The organism is Allobaculum fili (assembly GCF_020969955.1).
GTDB classification, from domain to species: Bacteria; Bacillota_I; Bacilli_A; order Erysipelotrichales; family Erysipelotrichaceae; genus Allobaculum; species Allobaculum fili.
In genome coordinates, this window is the sequence record NZ_JAHDSX010000072.1 from 1 (window position 1) to 7,397 (window position 7,397).

A 7,397-nucleotide genomic window follows, 5' to 3' on the forward strand; every position below is an offset into this window, starting at 1 on the left:
GATGATTTTTTCAACAGGTAGAAAATCATCCTTTTCGTCATGCCTGAGACGCAAAATATAAGAAATGACAACGCTCATGAACAGGGTATACGATTTTTATCCCTCCTTAACTTAATGACATTGGAATGATAAGAGAAAAGAAAGGAAAAAATGATTATGATTTCAGGAAATCTGCTGCTTGATTTCCTTGATTTCAGGATACCGTTTTTTCTGGAAAGATGTATTCTGACGCCCGCAATTTCTTTATAGCTTCTTAATACCATTTTGCATTCGTTAATTCAGCCTTGATCTGTTCCAAATCCGTACGGCGATACTTCTTTTCACCAATAGAAACCGCCGGTCGCGCCATATCACCAGCTGCTTCCAGTCCCCTGTCCGGGAAAAAGCATTGTCGACTGTCTGCCAAGGCAGTACCCAAAAGAAAAGAGAGCCTGAGGCGTTCTATCGCCGTTTCATCGGTTCTGTCCAGCTTCTGTATACGGGGATGCCTGCATATACCATTTATTCCGCGCATCCTTGTTTCCTGCTTTCTCTTCCGCATCTTGTAAAAGAAAAGAGCCGCTACCGGCTCTTTCTTCTTAGTTTAGAGATGCTCGCCGGGCCCAACTCCCCCCGGTTCTCTTTTGACCATACAGGTGTGTGGCTGCTGGGTAGATTCACCACCTCGAGTATCTCTGAAAAATTATATCCTCCAAAAATTGTAAAGTTCTATTTCACCAGAATTGTTAAGTTTTTATTTGACTTCGATCACCCTGTTTAACAGATTCTTTACTTCCTAAAGTAAATATATTATTTCCAATATGTTAATTTCATGAGCATATTTTTTAGCGTTGCTGGGGTACTGATCCTGACGGACGGATACTCATTGCTGGTTGTGTGCTGGTTACGGAGAATTTTTCATGCATTCTGCGGATATGTTTTAACTGCATTCGAATTATCGCAGAGCAACAGTGGATTTTTCCTGTTCCCGCTTTATGTAAAGTAATTTAAAAGAAAAAGGCCGTCTCCGGGGCGAATCGGGACGACCTTTTCTAAAAAAGAGAAAAAAGAAAGGAAATTGTATTATTCAGGAAATCTGCTGCTGATTTCCATGGCTGTATACTACCCCATCCATTGGTCTCTGTCTTCTGAGAAGACCTGTTTTTCTTAATTATTTCTTTACAACCGCTTTCACAGTTTCGTCGCTGGTTTTGAAAGCGGTTGTTGTTTTAAGCAGTAAGAATTGGAATGAATTAAGGCAGAACGGGATGTACGTATCCGATCAGCGGATTGGCGCAGGATACGGAATAAACCGCTGTAGTGTATCCGTTCCAGCCGCCGTGTACAGCCTGTCCGTTGCCGATGTAGATTGCTACATGGCCCTGGTACACACAGATATCGCCAGGAACGGGGTTGTTCGTCAGCGGGCCAAGAGAAAGATAGGCTTCTGGAGCGCCGTGGAAGTTGATGCCGACCGTTTTAAGCGAATTGGTCACCAGCATGGTGCAGTCCTGATTCACGCCGATCTGCGCAAGGGCTGCCTGTGCGATTTTGTCGTAGCCGCTCAGATCTTCCTTTCCTTTGCCGTTCTCGTCATAGACGTAGCCGTCTTTGGTTACGGACATTTCTTTCTGTCCGTTTTCATCGAAACTGTAGCGAACGCCGTCCACATCGCGGGTCTGGCCTTTGACGATGGATCCGTCGGCATCCAGGTAGTATTCCTTGCCTTCGTAGTCGGTCCAGCCTGTCTGCGTATTGCCGTTTTCATCGAGCAGATAGGTCTTGCCGTCCTTTTCAATTTCAGCGGCTTCTTCTACCTTGCGGCCGGTCGTTTCATCATAGTAGACGGTTTTGCCTTCTTCTTTGACAAAGCCGGTTACTTTCTGACCGTTCTCATCAAAGAGATAGTTGCCGTCTTTTGTATTCAGCTTTCCCGAAGCGAGAAGACCAAACTGATCGTAGTAAACGGTTTTTCCTTTTTCTACGACTTCGCCGGTTTTCTTTTCGAGAAGACTGGTTGTTTTATTTTTAATCGTTGACTGATTTCGATCGATTCCATTAAAGAAATTGGACGAAACCGACATGGCTTCTTTTCCAAGTGATTGATTTGCGGGTTCAGCAGCAAATACGGACACTGATGGAATACCGCAGGCTACTGCCATTGCTAAAGTCATCGCGGCATGTCTTGCCAGAAACTTATTTTTCATAGTTGGTCCTCCTTGCGCTTGCCCAAAGAGAGTACCAATTATCCAAAACGGAAGCAAAATGACCAGAATAATTTCTTAAATATTTCCAAACAATCCGATTCGTATAAAAAGCGATGGGCCCTTTAAGTAAAGGGTCTTCACGCAGAATGTGGAAAAGTGTGTGTGAATCACGAAAATTGTAAAAAAAATGAGTGTTCATTATACATATACATTTTTAAAGAAATTTGGAATTCTCATAAACAAAAAGAAATCGCTTACTTTGTCAAAAATCCGATACCTATCGTTAAATGAACATTAAAGCGGCTTTCAGAAACGCCTTGACGACTTTGCAAAAAATGAGGCGTTCAAAATTCTGTTCTCGTTATGCATACATCCCCTGTCCTTTGGGGCGCTTCTTCCAAGCCGCTATCCGCCGGAATGTATTTCCTGTTTCTGCGCGGGATGAAGCTCTGTGAATGGAATTTGGCACGCTTCATAATGATTTACATTTCCCTGGAAAAATCTTTCGATACAAAAAGACAGCCGCATCGGGTTCGTCTCGATGCGGCTGATGATATTCGCTGAATACAGCTGAGTATAAAGGTTTAGAAAATCAGGTTGCGCGGAGTACGCGGATACGGCTGTACGTCGCGGATGTTCTGGATGCCGGAGAGGTACATGAGCATGCGGTCAAATCCAAGACCGAATCCGGAATGAACGCATCCGCCAAAGCGGCGCAAGTCCATGTACCACTGCAGAGTGGATTCTTCCATGCCCATGTCGTCCATTTTCTTTTTCAGAACATCGTAGCGCTCTTCACGCTGGCTTCCGCCGACGAGCTCGCCGACATACGGAACGAGAAGGTCGCAGGCCGCTACGGTCTTGCCGTCTTCGTTTTCACGCATGTAGAACGCTTTGATTTCTTTCGGATAGTCGATCAGGAACACCGGACCGCCTACAACCTGTTCGCAAATGTAGCGTTCGTGCTCGGACTGAAGATCCATGCCCCAGTAAATGTTCTTGTTGTCGAAGCGGTCTTTGACTTTTTCCAGTTCCTTGATGGCTTCGGTATACGTCATACGACGGAATTCGCTGTCGGCTACCTTTTTAACGCGATTGATGCAGTCTTTATCGATCATTTTCTGGAAGAACGCCATTTCTTCCGGTGCATGTTCCAGAACGTAGCGGATGCAGTACTTGATCATGTCCTCGATCACGTCCATGTTATCGGACAGATCCGCGAAAGCGAGTTCCGGTTCGATCATCCAGAACTCAGCCGCATGACGGGTCGTGTTTGAGTTTTCCGCACGGAACGTCGGACCGAACGTATATACGTTGCGGTACGTCAGCGCAAACGGCTCAACGTGCAGCTGGCCGGATACGGTCAGCTGGGCGTGCTTGCCGAAGAAGTCCTTTTCGTACTCCTGATCATCAATGGTCGTTACGGTAAAGCATTCACCGGCGCCTTCCGCATCGTTTCCCGTAATGATTGGCGTTTGTACATAAACAAAGCCGCGGTCCTGGAAGAACGTATGAATCGCCATGGACAGAACGGAACGCAGACGGAATACCGCGTAGTACGTGTTGGCACGCGGACGAACGTGCGGGATTTCGCGCATGAATTCATAGCTGTGTCTCTTCTTCTGCAGCGGATAGTCATGATCCGCCATACCGAGAACGGTAATGGAATCGGCTGCCACTTCGAGAGGCTGTTTAGCCTCCGGTGTCGCGTGGACTGTACCTTTTACTTCAATAGCACTGCCGGTTGTGATTTTGGAAGCCTGTTCGTAGCCTTCCATTTCTGGAGAATAGACAATCTGAAGATTGGAGAAGCAGCTTCCGTCATTGAATTCGATAAAGCTGATATTTTTCGAATTTCGATTGGTTCTCACCCATCCCTGCAGGGTCACGGGTTTTCCATCGTATTCGCTGATCTTTTCTTTCAGTTTCTTTACAAGCATTAAAATGCTCCTTTCCTTAAAAGAGAAAAGCGTCCCTCCATCAGGAACGCTCCAATCCGCAGATCTGATTCAGGCGGATTAATTCATGCGCCATAGGCACAGAAAAACGTCTCGCTAAGAGCTATGGGTATTAAACCATTGCGAGACGTAAATTACAATATGAGCGCCAGCTAAAGCCGAAACAGAGCGTCACAAAGCCGGCCGTTCCAGCCAAATCGCGGTCTTCCCGTTTTGCTTTTCGATGCAAAAACACCTGCCTTCTCGCAGAAAAAGGCAAGTGCAGACAGCTTAGCTGTTTCCGTTTTTGGTGGAGGCGCTGTCCATGGAGTTGGTCGTGAAAACGAGCTCCTGAATCGAGCTGACCACATCAACGGCTTTGACCATCACGTGATGCGGAACCTGAAAATGCTGGTGGGTAAAATCGACGATGCCGATTATGCCGTTGGCAATCAGACGGTCAACGGTAGCCTGGATATCTTCCGAAATGGTCAGGATGGCAATGCGGCATCCTTTGGGGATGCGTGTTTCCAGCTCATCGAGCGAGTATACATTGATGCCGAACATGTTTCCGGTCTTGGCCGGATCGATATCGAACGCGCAGGCGATTTCGCCGACGACATAATCCCACTTGTTATAGTTCATCAGGGCACGGCCAAGGTTGCCGGCACCGACCAGAATGATTTTTTCATCAAAATCTACACCAAGCTCCTGATTGAAAATCTCGATCAGTTTGTCTACATCATATCCGTAGCCCTGTTTTCCCAGGTTTCCAAGAAACGAGAAATCGCGGCGGATCGTAGTCGGTTCAATGTCTACGAAGTTGCTCAGCTCGCGCGACATGATTTTGGAAACCCCGTTTTTCTGAAGTTTACGAAGCGCTTTAAGATATACCGGATATCTCTGCAGGGTCGCCTTTGGAACAGAGTTTGCGTTTTTCATGATTATCACCGCTCCAATCATAACAAAGAATTCCTAATTTGTGAATTTATCTCTTATTTGAACAAGAGATTTTTAATCCAAAAAAACAGATATGTCTGTATTTTCAAAAGACCGCCCCTAAATGGGAGCAGCCTCGAGCGTTTTACGATGATTTTTTATGATTTTTCTGTACGGATCGGTTTAGACGGCTTGCTTCTTTCCCTTTTTTAAGAGGGTGCTCGACCACGCCTTAAACAGGCGGACAAGCGAGGGCAAAGACCACATCCAGCGATTGAGAGCGATTTTCTTCAGAAAAATGCGCAGAGCGCCCTGCGCTGCCTGCCGGCTGTCCCGTAAAATCCGCCGGCGCAAAATCATGGGCCAGGCCACTTCGCAAATCCAGAGCGCCAGATTCATGAACAGGAACAGAACGATCAGGCAGGCCCCGTAGGACCAGCGAAGCGCAATTGTCAGCACTCCAAAAAGCAGAACCGTAAGCAGTACGAGAAGAGCGCCGACCCATTTTCTTAAGCGCCTGTGATCATCAAAGAGAATACGTGTCCTTCCTTTGTTTTCTGGCTCCTGTCCATTTAAGGCGTTTTCGAAGTCCATACGGGCAAAGAGCAGACGCCAGTCCGAATCCTTTCTGGCGTTTTCAATCGCCGCATGCCACAGACGGCACGCGGCAATATTGGCCTGCGAAGGAACGGTCTTTTCGGTCTCGATCTGCAGCTCCAGATCGAGTGCCTTTAAAGCGGTCTGTGCCGAGATCTGCTCCGGCTTAAACGCGCTGATCGTTCGCTGAAGCTTTTCTCTGGACGGGGAAGCCGTCGAAATTTCATTTTTCATATCCTGTTCAAGCTGCATGAGAATCGCGCAGTAAGTATCTTCCATGAGGCCGCCTCTCTTTCTCAGTTTCCGGATTTTCAACTTTGCATCGTTTTGCACGGGCTTAGTTTCGCTGGCCAGAGCCCGTCTTGTATAACGATCTTCTTACCCATTCGCGCTTATTCGTGCTTAATTCAGGCGAATGCGAATGAGCACCTGCCGGGCAATCCAGGCGATGCAAAGTCCGGAGAGCACGGAAAGCGCAAGCAGGGCCGGCAGAAACAAGCCCATGAAAAACTGCTGATAAATCCAGGCAATCGCAATGACCTGTCCGATCGTATGACAGGCCGCACCCAGCGTACTGACTCCGTAAATGGAAAACCAGCCCGAACGGTATGCCAGCGTCATGCCGATCAGAGACAGCGTACATCCGCATGCCGAGAGCAGAAAGCTGACGGAAAAGAGGGTACCAGTGGCCAGCGAAGCCAGGAAAATGCGCAGTACGGTAACCGCACACATTTCCTTTGGTCCATAGGCATACAGCGCGAACAGGCCGGCAATATTGGCCAGACCGATTTTGTAGCCGGGAATGATCGTAATCAGCGGAAAGAAAGATTCGACGATCTGCATGAGAATCGCTGCCGCGATCAGCAGCGAAAGAATCGTCATTTTACGAATTGTCCGGTTCATTGAATCACCGTATCTTCCTGGGCTTCACTGCCCTCAATCGTCACAATCGTCTCGTTGGGCAGACAGACAATGGGAACCGCCGGCGAATCTACATACCCCTGTCGGGAGCAGTAATGATGGGGCGAGTTTTCCTGCGTGACCGCAGCCTTACCATTTTTTATGGAAATGTGGACCGTGCCTAAGGTGCCTTCCACCGAATATTCGCCGTCTTCGCTGAGCGGAAGCCGGAGCTTTTCTTCGCTGCGCACTTTCACGACGGCATATGAGCCGCCTTCTTTATAGTTCAGAAGCGGAAAAAGCAGAAGCACTGCACACGCCAGCAAAAGAACGATCAGAATCTTGTCCGCTTTGCGAAGACCGTCTTTGGAAAGGTCCGGACGGATCCGCTCGCGTCGAGACGATCTGGAACGCGTCGTACCCTTTGGCGACGTCTGAGGCAGCGCTGCATCCGTCTCTGCCGTTTTGCGCTCTGGACTGAATGAATTTTCCGGATAATCTTTGCGCTCTGGCATGGGTCTGCCTCCTTTTCTGTCTTACTATTCAGTATACCGGATCACGGCCTGGGTTTTGGTTTTCGAAACAGGCCGCACTCGGTTTGGAAATCCATGCAGGCCAAAGAAAACCCGCAGCATCGCTCTGCGGGTCTTTTTTCGAATGGTGAAATTGCACTCGCCATTTGCGTCCAGACAGGATTTATCTTTTCCGCGTAGCGGATAGTGGAGTGCGTCGCCTTTATACTTGGCCAGATTCTTTTTGACCAGAATCAGATTCTTTGTGATATCTACTTCCGGATCTATGTCGTATTCTTCTGCAATCTGTAGAAGAGCCTGATAGT

8 protein-coding genes are annotated in these 7,397 nt (G+C 47.8%); all 8 read right to left on the reverse strand.

Going from position 1 to position 7,397, the window contains the following annotated elements; all coding sequences use genetic code 11:
* Window positions 1–253: 253 nt before the first annotated feature.
* Window positions 254–514 carry a hypothetical protein gene (locus Afil_RS10270; RefSeq protein ID WP_230268469.1) on the reverse strand — a complete coding sequence of 87 codons (261 nt, stop codon included), beginning with the start codon at window positions 512–514 and terminating at the stop codon, window positions 254–256.
* Between the two features lie 718 nt (window positions 515–1,232).
* Complete coding sequence (locus tag Afil_RS10275; RefSeq protein ID WP_230268470.1) at window positions 1,233–2,186, reverse strand: NlpC/P60 family protein; 954 nt, start codon at window positions 2,184–2,186, stop codon at window positions 1,233–1,235.
* 584 nt (window positions 2,187–2,770) lie between these two features.
* Window positions 2,771–4,126: an asparagine--tRNA ligase gene (asnS, locus tag Afil_RS10280; RefSeq protein WP_230268471.1), complete on the reverse strand. Its 1,356-nt coding sequence runs from the start codon at window positions 4,124–4,126 to the stop codon at window positions 2,771–2,773.
* Between the two features lie 288 nt (window positions 4,127–4,414).
* A complete protein-coding gene (locus Afil_RS10285) occupies window positions 4,415–5,065 on the reverse strand; it encodes a redox-sensing transcriptional repressor Rex (RefSeq protein WP_230268472.1) in 651 nt (216 codons plus the stop codon).
* 180 nt (window positions 5,066–5,245) lie between these two features.
* Entirely contained in the window at window positions 5,246–5,938 is a 693-nt protein-coding gene (locus tag Afil_RS10290) for a hypothetical protein (protein ID WP_230268473.1), read from the reverse strand.
* A 123-nt stretch (window positions 5,939–6,061) separates the two neighbouring features.
* A complete protein-coding gene (locus Afil_RS10295; RefSeq protein ID WP_230268474.1) occupies window positions 6,062–6,562 on the reverse strand; it encodes a Gx transporter family protein in 501 nt (166 codons plus the stop codon).
* The gene (locus tag Afil_RS10300) at window positions 6,559–7,074 is read right to left on the reverse strand and encodes a NusG domain II-containing protein (RefSeq protein ID WP_230268475.1); all 516 of its coding nucleotides are present in this window, start codon (window positions 7,072–7,074) and stop codon (window positions 6,559–6,561) included. Before Afil_RS10300 ends, Afil_RS10295 begins: the two co-directional genes overlap by 4 nt.
* 24 nt (window positions 7,075–7,098) lie before the next feature.
* Window positions 7,099–7,397 (reverse strand): hypothetical protein (locus Afil_RS10305; RefSeq protein ID WP_230268476.1); only part of this gene is annotated, 299 nt, incomplete at its 5' end.